General features: G+C 70.1%; 10 protein-coding genes. 2 read left to right on the top strand and 8 right to left on the bottom strand.

What is annotated here, in order from left to right:
• Positions 1–236, bottom strand: a 236-nt coding sequence (locus tag ACFWPJ_RS09015) for a hypothetical protein (protein ID WP_378849036.1), incomplete at its 3' end; no start/stop codon positions are given.
• Between the two features lie 505 nt (positions 237–741).
• Here ACFWPJ_RS09015 and ACFWPJ_RS09020 point away from each other — a divergent pair.
• Entirely contained in the window at positions 742–1,404 is a 663-nt protein-coding gene (locus ACFWPJ_RS09020; protein WP_378849038.1) for a hypothetical protein, read from the top strand.
• 68 nt (positions 1,405–1,472) lie between these two features.
• Here the strand turns inward: ACFWPJ_RS09020 and ACFWPJ_RS09025 are convergent, their stop codons facing one another.
• The 7 genes from ACFWPJ_RS09025 to ACFWPJ_RS09055 form a co-directional block, all read right to left on the bottom strand.
• Positions 1,473–2,318, bottom strand: coding sequence for an NRDE family protein (locus tag ACFWPJ_RS09025; RefSeq protein WP_378849039.1), 846 nt, complete (start codon positions 2,316–2,318; stop codon positions 1,473–1,475).
• Between the two features lie 86 nt (positions 2,319–2,404).
• Complete coding sequence (locus ACFWPJ_RS09030) at positions 2,405–3,661, bottom strand: S1 family peptidase (protein WP_378849041.1); 1,257 nt, start codon at positions 3,659–3,661, stop codon at positions 2,405–2,407.
• A 155-nt stretch (positions 3,662–3,816) separates the two neighbouring features.
• The gene (locus ACFWPJ_RS09035; RefSeq protein WP_378849043.1) at positions 3,817–5,178 is read right to left on the bottom strand and encodes a S1 family peptidase; all 1,362 of its coding nucleotides are present in this window, start codon (positions 5,176–5,178) and stop codon (positions 3,817–3,819) included.
• Positions 5,179–5,326: 148 nt separating this feature from the next.
• A complete protein-coding gene (gene tnpB, locus ACFWPJ_RS09040) occupies positions 5,327–6,784 on the bottom strand; it encodes an IS607 family element RNA-guided endonuclease TnpB (protein WP_378849045.1) in 1,458 nt (485 codons plus the stop codon).
• Positions 6,785–7,001: 217 nt separating this feature from the next.
• Positions 7,002–8,108, bottom strand: coding sequence for a hypothetical protein (locus ACFWPJ_RS09045; protein WP_378849047.1), 1,107 nt, complete (start codon positions 8,106–8,108; stop codon positions 7,002–7,004).
• A 41-nt stretch (positions 8,109–8,149) separates the two neighbouring features.
• On the bottom strand, positions 8,150–10,627 hold the full coding sequence (locus ACFWPJ_RS09050) for a LuxR C-terminal-related transcriptional regulator (RefSeq protein ID WP_378849049.1): 2,478 nt from the start codon (positions 10,625–10,627) through the stop codon (positions 8,150–8,152).
• A complete protein-coding gene (locus tag ACFWPJ_RS09055) occupies positions 10,620–12,383 on the bottom strand; it encodes an Hsp70 family protein (protein ID WP_378849050.1) in 1,764 nt (587 codons plus the stop codon). The genes ACFWPJ_RS09050 and ACFWPJ_RS09055 overlap by 8 nt, the downstream gene beginning before the upstream one ends.
• 294 nt (positions 12,384–12,677) lie before the next feature.
• On the opposite strand from ACFWPJ_RS09055, the gene ACFWPJ_RS09060 reads away from it, so the two are divergent.
• The coding region (locus tag ACFWPJ_RS09060) for an IniB N-terminal domain-containing protein (protein ID WP_378849052.1) at positions 12,678–15,083 on the top strand (2,406 nt) is incomplete at its 3' end.

Consider the following 15,083-nt stretch of genomic DNA (forward strand, 5'->3'; position numbering starts at 1 on the left):
ATCATGACCAGCCAGTGCGCCCAGCCGACGGTGCGGAACTTGTTCATCCGCGTATGCGCGATGAACTCGACGAGCATGGTCTTGAACCGCGGGAAGAACGGTCGCCACCGGTCCGGCGCGGACTGGCCGATCGTCACGGCCTTGCCGATGTTCCATGCGCCGCTGAGGAACGACGCCCAACAGAACAGGCTGAGCACTGCTCCAATCGTGCCCAACGTGATTGTCAGGGCATTCATGTCGCGACCTTTCTTTAGAGGCAACACGAGGGTCGTGGGCGAGAGAACTCGCCCAGTTGGCTCGTATCGTAACCGGCGCTAAGTTACCGGCCAGTAACTACCGGTGTCCACCGTAGGATCGGCATTCGTGCTCTGACCTTGTTTACTGCGGCTTGACCTGGGTTTTGCCTGTGAGCAATATCACATAATTGTTTGCCTCAGGGTGTCCAAGTCTGCTGGTGAACACCGTAAACCGTGCGTGATCTGCGGCGGAGCTAAGGTCAGGCTTACTCCGGCGATCAAGATTGCTTCTGGCTTCCCAGGTTTCGGTCCATTAGGCTCCAGCTGTTCTGTCTGCTGTGCCGGTCTTCACACTGCTCGGGGAGAAGTTAGGGACACCTCATGGTGTGTCCCTGCTTGACGGGTCTCGCGTGTCGCGGATCGCACATCGCACCACACCTGATGGATTGGACCTTGAATGAACTTCCGTAGGACCACTGCGGCAGCCGCGTTGGTTATCGGTGCTATGACCGTGTCCATGGGCACCTCGCATGCTGAAGAGGCCCCGCAGGACATCAAGTACTCGGTGAAGCTGGTCGACAAGACCGTCGTCGCCACCCTGCAGAACGGCACCTTCTCGCTCGTCGAGCAGGCGGGCGAGACGCCGGACGCGCCCAAGACCAAGGTTGCCGAGATCAAGGACAGTCGGGGGGCTGTCGTGGTCTCGCTGCCGATCGATTACGCGATCAACGGTGTCGACATCCCGATGAAGACCGAGGTCGCCCAGGACAGCAAGGTCCTGGCGCTGACCCCGGAGAAGCCCGCTGGTGTCGAGATCGGCCAGGAGACGGTCGTTCCGCAGCCGGTTCTCAAGGGCACCGAGATCGCCTCGGTTCAGGAGAACCAGAAGGCGATCAACGACTTCTCCAGCAAGTTCAGCATCGGTACCGCGATCGGTACCTTCGTCGGCACCGCGATCGGCGCCATCGTCGGTTGTGGCCTCGGCCTGATCGCGGTGCTGGCCGGTTGCATCGTCGGTCTGCCGCTGGGCGCCACCATCGGCGGCATCCTCGGCATGATCGCGATCGGCGGCCCGACCATGATGGTCGCGGGCTTCGAGCTGCTGCAGGTGCTGCAGGCGCCCGAAGGCACGTCGGCGTGGGCCGACAAGCCCAAGCCCGCGAACTGATTCGGCTTCGCCCCGAACAGCTCTACGCGAAGGCCCCGCTCCGATCCGGAGCGGGGCCTTCCGCGTTCTCAGCCCAGATCAACGACCCCGGACAGTGATTCCGAGCCGCCCGCTTCCCCGTGACGGCCGAACGTACGCTCGGCAATGGTGTAGTGACCGTCCTCCCGTACCAGCAGCACCGTGCTCGCGCGGGTGCCGTGCAGATCGTGGGCGACGAAGCGCGCCGAGGCAGCCCGCTCGAACTCCAGCGGAATCCCGGTGCGCGGCAGGAGCTCGTCGGGCGCTTCGGTGCGGTCGGCGAGCAGTGCGAAGTAGTCCTCGACGGAATGCGGCGCGGTCGCGACGATGTCGTGCAGACCGGCCAGCCCGGTGGCGACCTTCGGCCACAGCGGCGGTGCGCCGACACCGGTGACCACCGGAGCCTGGGGACGGGTGTGGATCAATCCGGGCTCCGACGCCAGATGAGCGGAATTGGACAGCGCGTGCAGACCGGGAGCCAGTTCGGTCGGCCCGGTGCCGCTGCGATTGGAATGCCACCACAGCGTGCGCAGGTCGCCGACGAGCAGGTTGTAGCCGATGTAGTCGTCCGGCGCGGTGGCGATCGCGGCCAGGTAGTCCGAGGGCGACGCGGCACCGCGCAGGTAGTCCATCAGCAGTGCGCCGCGGGAGCGCGGGCGCGGCGGGGTGTCGTGCGGATTGCGGACATTGGTGACCGTGGCGAACCGCGGGTCGTCGGTGCGCAGACCCAGCCAGGTACCCGGTGCGACGGCGCCGAGATCACGCCCGGCCAGCAGCATTTCCCCAGGCCAGCGGCGCAGCGACTCGGTGTCGCGGGTATAGAACTCGTCCCGGTTGGCGGCCACGATCAGCCGGTACTCGGGGTGCGCCCGCCAGGCGAGCAGAACCAAACACATGCCCCCAGCATGCCCTGGACGCCGGAAGGCCGGTAGCGCACTGCTACCGGCCTTTCCGAGCTGCTCTGTGCCCGCGGAAACCGCGATCAGTTGGTGCGAACCGCCAGACCCGGGTTGTCCGAGAGAACGACGCTCAGCGGCTGCGCGAACAGCTGCGGGACGTCACCGGTGATCGCGCCGATGATGTTCGGGATCTCGCAGATCGGGTAGTCGGCGACCGACGACGCGCTGGAGATGCCGAGCGCGAGGCGACCGGTCACGATCGCGCCGCCCGAATCGCCGGGCAGGGCGCAGATGTTGGCCGAGAAGCTCTGCGTCATCTGCCGATCGCCGACCTGCACGGTCTGGTCGACACCGTTGATGATGCCGCAGCTGAAGCCGGTCCGCGCGCCCGACTTGCAGACCGGGGCGCCGACCACCGGGGTGGCCACCCCGTCGACCGCGATCGGGGCGTTGCCCGGCACGCGCACGAGGTTGTTCTCGAAGCGGGCGCGGGCGTTGTCGTTGATCCGGATGATCGAGTAGTCCTGCGCGCCGAGCACCGACTTCGAGAAGGTGCCGAGCTGGGCGCCCGCACGGTCACCGTTGAGCTCGTAGACGGCGGCGGCAGCGTCGGTACCGGCACTGCCGAGATCGGGGTTGCAGTGACCCGCCGAGATGTTGACGACGTTGCCCGCGCGGTCGGTGCCGTTGAAGCCGAGCGAGCAGCGCAGCGAGCTGCGGCCGACCACCGAGGCGTAGCCGTCGCCACCGGCCAGTGCGCCGTTGCCGTCGCCTGCCACCGGGGTGGCTTCCAGCTCGACGCGCTCGCCTGCCACGGGCGGCGCGGTGACGACGACGCGAGACGGGTCGATGAAGCTGGGCAGCGGCAGCCCGGCCTGGTCGACGCGCACCGCGATCGCGTTGTTCACGGGATCGACGACGACGCCACGCACGAGGGCGGCGATCTCCGGCGGCGCGGCGGCCAGCCAGTTCTCGAACGCGGTCTTCTCGCCGCGCAGCGCGGACTCGCTCTTGGCGACATTGCGGACCTCGTAACCGGCCGACTCGGCGGCTTCGCGGGCCTGGTCGATACCGGGGCCCTGTGCGAGCGCGACGACGGCGTTACCGGCGTCGTTCAGCCAGGCGCCGGCGAACGTCGCCGGGAACTGCCGCTGGGCGGTGGTGGAGAACGCGGCGACCTGCTGTGCGATATCGGCGCGGCGCAGGTACTCCTCGGGCGAGATCTTCAGATCGCGGGTGACCGCCTCCACCAGCTGGGCGGGCAGGTCGGGGGTGGGCTGCGCATCGGCAACCGCCATCGTAGGGCCGAACAGCAGAATCGCCGCCGAAGCGGCGATCATGGACTTCCGAGCTCTTCTCGAGCTTCGCGCGGACGGGGTGCGACCCATACGTGGCAGGAGCATGATCGAACTATATGGGCTGGAGCGGGTTATGCCTACTCGGACCGGGCAAGAGATTTCGCTCACCCGGTCCGTGTGTTCACTTCGTTATCGGCTCAGCCCGCGTTCGGCTTGGTACGCACCGTGATTCCGCTGCCGAGACCCCCACCGGAGGTGGCCTCGATATCGGCCAGGATGGGCCGGATCGGGATGCCGAGCGAGGCGGTGCCGCCGTAGGGGGCCAGCTGGGTGTTGGCCTCGGTGCAGTTGGGCGCCTCGGAGGCGTTGGAGCCGCTGGTGATGCCGAGCGCGAGGGTGCCGGTGACGATCGCGCCGCCGCTGTCGCCGCCCAGGGTGCAGGCGGTGCTGGCGAAGCCACGGATGGTCTTGCTGACGCCCTCGGCGGTGAACAGCTGGGTCTCCACCCGATCCGCCGAGACGAAGCCGCAGGTGAAGGTGGAGGACTGGCCGGTCTTGCAGACCGGGGCGCCGGTGACCGGTTCGGCGGTGCCGGTGATCGCCAGCGTCGTACCGTTCGCGCCGCGCACCCGTGGCTGATCCATGCCCGCGTTGACCGCGCGCTCGTTCAGCGTGATCACCGAGTAGTCCAGCGCGGCGGGCCCGCCGAGCACCGCCTTGGCGAACGAACCGACCTCGGGGCTGCTGGGGATGTCGCGCACGTTCGGCACGTAGACCGGCGCGTTGCCGCCGTTGTCGATGTTCGGGTTGCAGTGGCCCGCGGAGATATTGAGCGCGTTGCCCGCGGCGTCGGTGCTGTTGAAGCCGAACGAGCACACGTCGACGCCGCGCAGGGTCGCGTCGTGCAGGTCCTTGGTCGCGGTGATGTAGGTGTCGCCGCCCATCGGCTTGCGCTCGACCGGCCCGCCGCCGCCGGGGGAGAGCACCACCTTGATGGTGGCGATCAGGGTCGGCAGGTTCAGCAGGTGGCCGGTGCCGGTGTTGGCGACGTTGAGCACCAGCTGGCTGTTGAGCACGTCGATGGCGATCGAGCTGATCGGCGCGGAGATCTCGCGCGGCAGGCTCGCGATCCACTGGCTCAGTTGCACCAGCGCGCCTTCCAGGCCGGTGGCCGAGATCGGGGCGAGGTGGGTCTGGTACCCGTCGGCCGCGGCGAGCTTGCCCGCGTCGGCGTTGGTGACCGCGACGACGGCCTTGCCTTCCGGCGTCAGCCAGGCGCCTGCGAAGGAGTCGGGGTTCTCGGCGCGGAAGTCGGCCGCGTAGTCGCGCAGCTGTTGTGCGCGGGCGGCGCGGTCGAGGTATTCGGTCGGGGTCATCCCGAGGTCGCGCGAGAGGGCCGTCACCAGTTCGGCGGGCAGGGCGTCCGCAGAAAGCTGAAGCGGCGCGGCGGGTTCAGCCGCAGCGATACCCGAGCCGAGCAGGGGTGCCAGGAGAACAGTCGCGGCGAAACCGGCGGAGGCTGCCTTGACTGCGGCGCGACGCGCCACCAACTTGCGCATGAAATCCCTTCGTCGGCACGAGTGATCGAGACCACCGCCGGCGGCTGTGATGTCGATCAGCGCATCACTCTAGGGCACGATCGCGCGGCGGGCGCGGTTACGGTACCGTTGCCGACTGGAGAGCGATAATCAGTCTTGCTCCTCTCCATCAGGCAGCCGTCCCTTGCGAGACGACGGTCCCCGCCTGACCAACCCCGACGGGGTTGTGCGGGGTTGGCGCTTCACAGCCTCCTGCCTCACCCGCTCGCGCGGGTTCGGTCTCATGGATGGCTCCACGTCCTGCCACCGACCCACTGTCGGCGGAACTCTGTTCACCCAGCAGCTGGGTTTCGCCGAGTCGGGCGAGATTGATCGCGGCATTGTGATCACGATCGATCGCGGCACCACAACGGTCACAGCGGTAGATGCGTTCGGCCAAGGTCAGGTTTGGCTTTCGCCCACCACAAGCCGAACATGTCTTCGAAGAAGGGAAGAACCGGTCGGCCTCCACCAATGTGGAGCCGTACCAACGGGCTTTGTATGCCAGCATCGTCCGTACCTGGGCGAGGGCGGCATCGGCGAGGGCGCGGTTCAAACCACGCTTGTAGACACCGCCGGCAGAACGCATGCCCGAAGCGTTCAGCGTTTCCACCACCACGACCCGGTGTTGCTGGGCAAGGCGAGTGGTCGCCTTGTGCAACACATCCCGGCGCACGTTCGCCGCGCGAGCGTGGGTTTTCCCGATCCGAGCCTGGGTTGCGCGCCAGCGTTTCGACGGCTGCCGCTTGCTGCGGGTGACCGGGTCGTAGGGGCCGTGTCGCCGGGCGGCGGTGCGCTGCAACGCTCGCAACCGGGCTTGTGCCCGGGTGAGTGGTTTCGGGGCCGAGACACGTTCGAGTTCGGTCCCATCTGCGGTGCCGACTACGAGGAGATCTTTCACTCCGACATCGATACCCACCACCGGAAACAGTGAGCGGTGCGCGTGGTCAGGGCGGGCTTTCGCATCCACGAGGGTCTGCAACGAACAATGCCAGCGACCCGCCGAATCTTGCGACACGGTGGCCGACAGAACCCGTCCGGTCCCGGCGCTGATCCTGCGGGCAAGTTTGCGGGTGGACTCGTAAGTACGGATCGCACCCAAGCGGGGCAAGGTCACATGGTGGCGATCGGGTTCGACCCGGATGACCCCGGTGGTGAATCGCACCGACCGCCGTGACCGACTGGTCTTGAACTTCGGAAACCCGACTGGTTTGCCCGCGCGTTCACCGGTGCGGGATTTCGACCAGTTGTCCAGGCCTCGGGCAAGCGCATCGAGACCAGTGTTGTAGGCCTCTTTCGAGTTCTCACCCCACCACGGCGCGACCCTAGTCTTGCGACTATTCCAGGTTCTGCGGAGCGCGGGCAGCGACCATCCCAACGGCGGGGTCAGCTGGTCATCGGTGATTCCGTAGCTGCGCTCCGCGTTCCGCTGATCCATCACGGCTTTCACCAGGGCGAGCATGTGATTATGAGCGAACCGCGCGGCCCCTCCATGCGAGCGCAATGCTCGCTGCTGGGCTGGAGTGGGGTCGAGCGCGAATCGGTAGGCCTGTACCACCCACCCGGCTGGGATTTCGAACCTAGCCATCAACGCCTCCCGGTCCTCGACGGCGCCACTCCGTACTGGCGGCGACGGACACGCATCCACGCACAGCCGCTGCCGCGCAGAGGCCGTCGAACGCTAAGCGTGTCAACCAATCACGATGTTCCACGGCAACCACCTTGGCAGAAGGGTCCGACAAGGATAGATGTTCCATGGCTATCGCGTATCACTGTCTGCTCGGTCCGATCGCACCCGCACCGGATCAGTTGTAGCCGGGAATCCGCATGGGTGAGGGGAGCGAGCCCGGCGGGTAGTTCTGGAACGGCAGCAGCGGGCGGGTAGTGCTGCGGCCGGGCGGGGTCGACGGCGCGGTGGTGGTCGGTTCCGGCGTGGTCGTCGGTGGCGCTTCGGTGCTGGTCGTCGGCTCCGGTTCGGGCTCGGTGGTCTCGGTGACGACCGGCTCCAGCGTGGCGGTCTCGGCGACCGGCGGCGGGGGCAGCGCGGGCGTCGGCGTCACGGTGAGCGAGTCGGGGCGCGCGTCGGAGATCGGCGGCGGAGTGGTCGGCTCGGCACCGCTCAGCACCACCGAGACCGCGACGCCGCCGAGCAGCAGCCCGACGAGCGCGGCGGCCGCGATCAGCAGCGGGGTCCGGCTGCGCTTCGCCGGCGCCGGCGCCGGCGGTTCGACGGGCACGACCGGCATGGCCGTGGTCGGGTTCAGCGCCTTCGTCGGCTGTGACATCACCGGCATCGCCGCCGAATACGCCTGCGCGGTCGCCGCCTGGCGCGGCACCGCGGGCATCACATCGGTAGCGACCATCGAGTTCTCGGTGACGATCGGATCGGGCGGGGTCGCGCCCGCCGGCGTCGCCAGCACCGCGACCAGCGCGGCCTGGGCGGCGGCCGTCGCGTACGAGCGGCCCGCGTCGGCATCGTCGGCGGCGGGCGGCAGCTCGTCCTCGCCGAGCAGCGCCACCGACTTCAGGCCCAGATAGTCCAGCGCCTCGCGCACACCGCGCACGATCTCCGGCGACCAGTGCGCCGGATGCGTGGCGTAGAACTCGGCGGGGCCGCTGAGGTGCTCGGTGGTGAGATCGATGAGGCAGAACATGGCCGTCGCCAGCAAATCCTCGGCGCGATAGGCCTCGCCGCCGTCGACATCCACCCCGGCCGGGTCGCCGACCGCGCGGACGAAACCGGCGATCGAGTGCGTGTGCTCGGAGGGCGCGGGCCCGCCGAGGGCCGCGTCACCGTCGTCGGACATGTGCAGCACCGCATCGCGCGCGACGATCCGCACCGTGTCGTCCTCGGTGACCACCGCGGCGATGCACTCGTCATCGGCCATGCGCAGGCCGACCCCAGTGGCCATCCGGTTTACCTCGCTTCGGCGTCGATGTCGTCCGCGTCGAGTCACACCAGTAGTGAACCGTGTCCCATGGCGCGGAGCATTGACAATAATTCCGATCGTGAGCGCGCGCCTATCCGGCGTCGGATTCGCGCGACGTGATGCTCCACGGTTTTCGCGGAAATGTACAGCCGAGCGCCGATCTCCCGGTAGGTCAGGCCGAGCAGCACCAGCTCGGCAACCTCGCGCTCGCGATCGCTGAGCGCGGCGGCCTCGCCGGTCAGCGGCGCGGGCCCGTCCGGTGTCTGCGGCAGCGGCTGCGCCGCGGGTCGCGACGGTTCGACGGGCTGGGCTTGGACACGTACCGACCGGGCGAGCTTGAGCAGGGTGGTCGCGGTCGCCGAATCGCCCGCCGCGAGCGCGGCCTCGCGGGCCAGGCCAGCCGCGTCCCAGGTGAGGCCGAGTTCGGCCAGCGCCGACACCGCGGCCTGCACCTCGGCCGCGGCGACGTTGCCACGCAGCACGAGCACCCAGGTGCGTCCGGCGTCGGCCAGTACGCCCGCCTGCCGGTCGCCCGCCGCCGCGGCCGTCTTCAGCGCGTGGGCGTGGGGTAGCAGCTCCTGTGGCGATTCGTCGGCCAGCGCGGCCTGCACCCCGTACCAGTGGAAGGAGTTGGTCCAGGCGGGCGCGCGACCGAGCTTGCGCAGCAGCGCCTTGGCCGCGTCGACGAGCGGGTCGATCCGGCGCACGTCGCGCAGCCGGATGCCCGCCAGCCACAGTTCGCCGATCGGCAACAGGCTCAACAGGTCGGCCTCGAGCTGGTCGAACAGCGGGCAGGCGGCTTGCCAGGCGCGCGTCAGCGCCGCGTGATCGCCGCCGCGGCGGGCCAGTCCCACCGCGAGGGCGTGCGCGAGGAGCTGATCGCGCGGGGCGAGCGTGGCGATGTCGATCCCGGCCAGTGTGCTCGCCGCGCCGCGTTCGTCGCCACCGAGCAGGGCGGTCCAGGCCGCCAGCACCGGCAGTTGATCGCCGGCCGCCCTGGCCAGCGAGTCCCTGGCGCGGCTCGGCTCGCCGGCGCCGAGGCAGAGCAGCGTGGCGATCGAGACCGCGGTGCTCGGCAGGTATCGATCGTCGCCGGTGTTGCCCGCTTGGATCAGGGCGGAAATCGCGGCGGTCGTGCCCGCGCCGTGCGGGTCGAGCGATTCGTGCAGCGCGGAGGCGATGAGTCGCGCGCCCGCGTCGGCCTCGGTCGGCGGCCAGTTTTGTGCGGCGCCGGACATCTGTGCCGCGCCGGCGAGGTCGCCCGCGAGGGTGAGCACCATCGCCGCGGACGCCCAGTCCGCACCGACGCGGTCGGGGCCGAGCCAGGTGTACAGCCCGGCCGCGCGGCTGACCAAGCCGCGCCGGGTGAGCACGCCCGCGCAGATGCGTACCGCGGCAACGAGTTCGGTGTGGGCGGCGTTGTCGGTGGTCAGCAGTGGTTCGGCCAGCCGGAGCGCGGTGTCGGTGTCACCGGCGTGTGCGGCGGCTTCGGCCCAGCGCACCGCGATCGACTCGACCGGGGCACCGGCCGCGGCCGCGGCGGCGTAGTAGCGAGTTGCCTGATCGGACTTCTCCGCTGTGCGGCACAGGAATTCGGCGAGACGGGGATCGACGACGCCGGACTCGGCCAGGATCAGCGCCGTCCGATCGCGTAGCAGGCCCGTGTCGATCCGCGCGGTGAGCAGCCTGCGCTGCACCTCGACATAGCGGCGGTCGCCGAGCAGGGTGCGCAGCGGGGCCACCGCGGGCGCGAGGAGCAGGTCGGCGTCGGTGACCAGTGCGCCCGCCCTGGCGCGGTCGATCAGGTCGTGCGCGGTATCGGTGCCGACACCGAGTACTTCGGTGAGTTCGGTTGCGTCCAAACCGGTTCCGGTCGCGGCGACGACCAGCGTCTCGAGCAGGTCCGGTTCGATCGTGTCCAGGATGGAGCGCGTCCAGGCGGTGACAGCGTCGTCGACGGCGCTCACGCATGACTCGAGCGGGGCCGAGCGGGCCGCGGACAGCGCCGCGACCACGCCGCCGGGAATGCCCGCGGTCAATTGGTGGATGTGCAGCGCGAGTGGCTGGGACACGGCCATGCCGAGTTCCCTGGCGAACGACGCGATGTCGGCGCTGCCCAGCGCCCGTAGGTCCACGGTTCGGCCGTGGCGCGCGACGGCCTCGGACAGGGCGCGCAGCCGGGGGTCGTGCGGGCGCGGCTGGGTCGCGAGAACGATCGAACGATTCCCGGATTCGATTGCCGCGCACAGGGTTTGTAACTCGGTGTCGGTGTAGCGGTGGACATTGTCCGCGATGAGCACCGAGCGGCCGTTGTCGCGAGCGGATTCGGCGACCGGGATGTCGCGGCCACGCAGATGCGCGCGAACGGCCTTGAGCAGCATCGACTTTCCGGTGCCCGCCCGGCCGCGGATCAGCAGCAGCACCGGCTGCTGAGCTGCGGTGTCGAATTCGCGGAAGATGGTTCGGGCGTTCGGGAAGGTGTCGAGGGCGATGTCAGCCACCGTTTCCTCCGAGGACCCGGCCCGGCAGCTGCGTGCCCGTTTCGATGGTCTCCTCGACCGCGCCGCCGACGCCGTCGAGCAGGTCACCGGGGTTCACCTTGATGGGTGGGACCTGCGGGCGCGGGGCAGGGGAGGGGGCAGGTGCCGGGGCGGGAGCAGGGGACTGTGGCTGTTCGGCGGGTGGCGCCTGCGCGGGTTGCCCGGTGGAGGGTTGTCCAGCTGCCGGCGCGGGTGCCGTGGTGCCGTCGGCGGTCGCACCGGCTGGTGCGGGTGTTCCCGCGGCGGGCGCGCCGGCGGGTGCCGCGGCTTCGGTGGTGCCGACCGGGATCGCACCCGGCGGCACGGCGGCGCTGGTCGCGCCAGGCTGGGACGGATCGGCGACGGTCGAGTCCGTGGTGTTCGGCGCCGACCCGGGAGTTCCGCCGGTGCTGGTCGACGCGGCGGCGCCGGGGGCGAGCGGCGCGCTCGTCGTCGCGTCGGGTCCGCTCGGCGCGGGCTGGGTGACGCCGCCGATGGCGAGGGTGCCGGTTGTCAGTGCGGCCATGATCAATGCCGCCGCGGTGACGAGCCCCGCGCGTTTCGCGGACGACATCCGGGCGGGTTCGGGGTCGGCGGGCGGCAGCGCGAGCTCCTCGACGACCGGTGCCGCCGACACCGGCGCCACGCGCACGGCGGGGATGGCCTCGGTGGGCACGGAGATCGCGGCCACGTCCAGTGCGATCTCGGCCGCGCCGTGCGCCGCGCTGGTCGCCGGGTCGGCGCAGGCGGTGACGGGCAGCCCGAATTCGCTCGAGATCAGCTCGGCGACCAGCGGGATCGCGCCGCCACCGCCGGTGAGCAGCACCCGGTTGACATCGCCGGGGGTGAGTCCGGCGCGGCGCACCGCGTCGCGGAGCAGGTTCATCGAGTCGAGCAGGATCGGCCGCAGCAGATCTTCGAGTTCGCCGCGGGTCAGCCGGACCTGTTCGATGCGGCGGGTGGGGTCGAGCGTGCCCACCGGAACCACCGTCGCGGTAATTCTGGAGAGCTCCTCTTTCGCATTTCCGCAGCGGGCTCGCAATGCCGAAAGTTCTTCTTCGACGACCGGGTCGAATGGATCGATATCATTTCCGTCCAGAACATTTGCCAGGACGTAGCGCATCGTCAGCAAATCGAATTCCGAGCCGGCGATCGCGGTGCTGTGCACCGGCGCGCCCAGCAGGCCCGCCTGTTCGCCGGTGCGTAGCACGGTGACCGTGAGGCCGCTCGCGCCCAGGTCGTAGACGGCCAGCGCGCCGTCGTCGAGCAGGCCGTTCTCCATCTCGTATCGGCGCACCGCGGCCAGTGGTTCTGGGACCAACGTCACTTCTGGCAGTCCCGCGCGCGCGAGCGCGGCCCGCGCGATCTCGATGGTCTGCTCCGGCCACCACGCCGGGCAGCACGCGACGATGGTCGCCACCTCGGCGGACTCGCCCGCGGCGCCGGACAGTTCGGTGACCAGCGCGCGCGTCGCGGCGGCGACGAGGTCGGCCGCGTCGTGCGTTGAACCGTCCTCTGCCAGCATGTCTACCGGATCGCCGACCCTGGACAGGTAGTCGTCGACGACCACTCCGCGCGCGTGGCGGGTGGCGTCGGCGAACCCGATCGAGCCGTCCGCGCCGAGCAGCAGGGTGCTGCGGTGTCTGCGAACAGTGGCACCAGCCCCGTCGGCGGTCGTGGTCGCGGCGACCGAATTCGCGGCTCCGACAGTGATGCCGAGCGCCAGACGCTCTGTCATTGGACAACCCCGTTCGCAGGACTTCCGGTGGAACCGGTAGACGGTGTGGACAACGAGATCGCCAGGGTGGCCGACGTCCCACCCGATCTGTCGGTTGCCGGTAGACGGCTGTTACCTGCGCCGGGGCAAATACGGGGAAATTCCCCTAATCGGCGATCAGCCCCTAATGGATGCGCCCCGGGTGAACTAGGTATTCGCCCCGTTACCTGTAACGACTGGCGGACCTAGCGTGAAAGACATTCCGACGAGAACGGATCGGGCACCACCGCCCACGATCTGGAGGAGCTGACTTCGATGACCCCCAACGCGATTCTGGAATTCATCCTGAACCTGCTGCGCGATCCCGACGCGGCGGCGAGCTACTGCGTTAACCCGTGCGCCGCGCTGGCCCAGGCGGGACTCGAGGTGACCCCCGAAGACATCTCCGCCGTCGCCCCGATGGTGGCGGAATCCGCGCTGGTCAGCGGCGGTTCCCAACTCCAGTCGATCGTCGCCGCCGGCGCCGCGGCAGGCACGAGCGCGGCCCTCGCCTCCACCGCCACGGCAGCCGCCGCCGTCACCGCCGCGGCAGCCACCGACGCCGAACTCGGCATCGGCCTCGACGTAGGTCTCGGCGCAGCCGCATCGGCAGTCGCCGACGTCGCCGCCCAGGTCGGCGCAGGCCTCGATGTCGCCCTGGGCGTCGTCACCGGCGCGAACGTCGACGTGAACGCGGCCGCCGACCTCGCCGCAGGCCTGAACGGCGCGGTTGGCGCAGGCGTCGACCTCGCCGCAGGCCTGAATGGCCCGTTGAATGGCGCGGCGGGCGTGGGCGCCGGTCTCGGGGGCGCCCTGAACGGCGCGGTTGGCGCAGGTGCGGACGTCGCTGCCGGTCTCGGCGGTGCGTTGAATGGTGCGGTTGGCGCAGGTGCGGACGTCGCTGCCGGTCTCGGCGGTGCGTTGAATGGTGCGGTTGGCACAGGTGCGGACCTTGCCGCTGGCCTCGGCGGTGCCTTGAACGGCACGGTTGGCGCAGGTGCGGACCTTGCCGCCGGTCTCGACGGTGCCTTGAACGGTGCGGTTGGCGCAGGTGTCGACCTGGCTGCCGGCCTGAATGGCGCCTTGAACGGTGCGGCGGGCGTGGGCGCCGGTCTCGGCGGTGCCTTGAATGGCGCGGTTGGCGCAGGTACCGACGTGGCAGCCGGCCTCGAGGGTGCCCTGAATGGCGCCGTAGGCGCAGGTGCCGGCCTGGACGGTGCGTTGTCGGGCGTTGTGGGCGCGGGTGGCGACGTCACTGCCGGATTGGGCGGCGCGCTGACCGGTGCGGGTGCCGGCCTGGAAACTGGCCTCGGGGGCGCCCTCAATGGTGCGGTTGGTGCAGGCACGGACCTCGCTGCCGGTCTCGACGGTGCCCTGAATGGTGCGGTAGGCGCTGGCGCCGGCCTGGACGGCGCGTTGTCGGGCGTTGTGGGCGCGGGTGGCGATGTCGCTGCCGGACTGGGCGGTGCGCTGAGTGGTGGGGCAGGCGTGGGTGCCGGTCTCGAGGCTGGCCTGGGCGGTGCTTTGAACGGTGCGCTGGGCGCCGGCGCCGACCTCGATGGTGCGCTGTCGGGCGCGGCTGGTGCGGGAGTTGGTATCGGCTCCGGTGTCGAGGCCGGCCTCGATGGTGCCCTGAATGGCGCGGTGGGCGCTGGTGCCGGCCTGGACGGCGCGTTGTCGGGTGCGGTCGACGCCGGTGGCGATCTCACTGCCGGATTGGGCGGTGCGCTGACCGGCGCCACTGGTGTCGGTGCAGGTCTCGACGGTGCGCTGACCGGTGCGGCTGGTGTCGGGTTGGACGGTGCACTGACCGGTGCGGCTGGCGCGGGCGGCGACGTCGCTGCTGGTGTCGGTGCCGGTCTCGATGGCGCCTTGAACGGCGCGGTTGGCGCTGGTGCCGGTCTCGGTGGTGCGCTGACCGGCGCTGCTGGTGTCGGTGCCGGCCTTGACGGTGCGTTGACCGGTGCGGCTGGTGTCGGCGCTGGCCTCGATGGTGCCCTGAACGGGTCGGTCGGTGCTGGTGGTGATGTCGCCGCTGGTCTCGGCGGTGCTCTTACCGGTGTGGCTGGCGCTGGACTGGGCGGTGCGCTGACCGGTGCGGTAGGTGCGGGCGGCGGTGTCGCGGCTGGGGTCGACGGTCTGGTCGACGGGGCCGCTGGGGTCACCACGGACTTCGGCGCGAACCTGGGGGGTCAGCTGGGTGGCGGACTGGATGCCGGGCTGAGCGGTGCGACCGGTGCGGTGGGTGGGCTCGGCGCCGGGGCCACTGCGGGGCTGGGTGCGGCGGCCAATGCCGGTGCCCAGGCTGTCGGCAGCCTCGGTGCTGCCGCGACCACCACGGCGATCACCGGGCTCGACGGTGTGGTCGGAGCGGGCGCGGAAATCGGCACCGGGCTGGAAACCGGTTTCGGTGGCGCCGCGTCGGCGGGCACCGGTCTCATCGGCGGTCTGACCGGTGGTGCCAGCGGCGGGCTTGGCGCCGACATCGGTGTCGACGGGCTGATCACCGGCGGCGGTGCCGCGGAAGCCACCACCGGGCTGGACACGGCACTGTCCGCCACAACAGGAATCGGGCTGACCACCGGCCTGCAGGGCGGCCTCGATACCGCCGCAACTCTCGGGACCGGCCTGGCCGGCTCAGTCGCCACTGGCGCGCAGGCGGGTCTCGGCGCGGCTGTGGAG

Source organism: Nocardia sp. NPDC058497 (genome assembly GCF_042720195.1).
Lineage (GTDB): Bacteria > Actinomycetota > Actinomycetes > Mycobacteriales > Mycobacteriaceae > Nocardia.